Annotated in this window: 1 protein-coding gene; it reads right to left on the bottom strand. The window is 38.2% G+C overall.

The annotated features are described in order from the left end of the window. Window positions 1-30 precede the first annotated feature (30 nt). Window positions 31-204, bottom strand: a 174-nt coding sequence (locus NXS07_RS21565; protein ID WP_258087714.1) for a transposase, incomplete at its 5' end; no start/stop codon positions are given.

Here is a 204-nt window from a genome sequence, read left to right as displayed (position 1 = left end):
TAGGGACTGTTGATGTTTTATGTTCATAAATCAATCAGCCCACATTGGTAACCAAACGAGAGTAAATGCCAGTGCTAACATACTGGCATAATTTCGTTCTAATTTATCGTATCTCGTTGCTATAGCCCGAAAATGTTTTATTCTGGCAAAGGCATTCTCCACTAAATGTCGGTAACGATATAACCCTTTGTCTATGGGCTTTTC

The organism is Xenorhabdus bovienii (assembly GCF_024721015.1).
Taxonomy (GTDB): domain Bacteria; phylum Pseudomonadota; class Gammaproteobacteria; order Enterobacterales; family Enterobacteriaceae; genus Xenorhabdus; species Xenorhabdus bovienii.
Note: the sequence above shows the minus strand (reverse complement) of the source record. Positions and strands in the feature narration are given on the sequence as shown.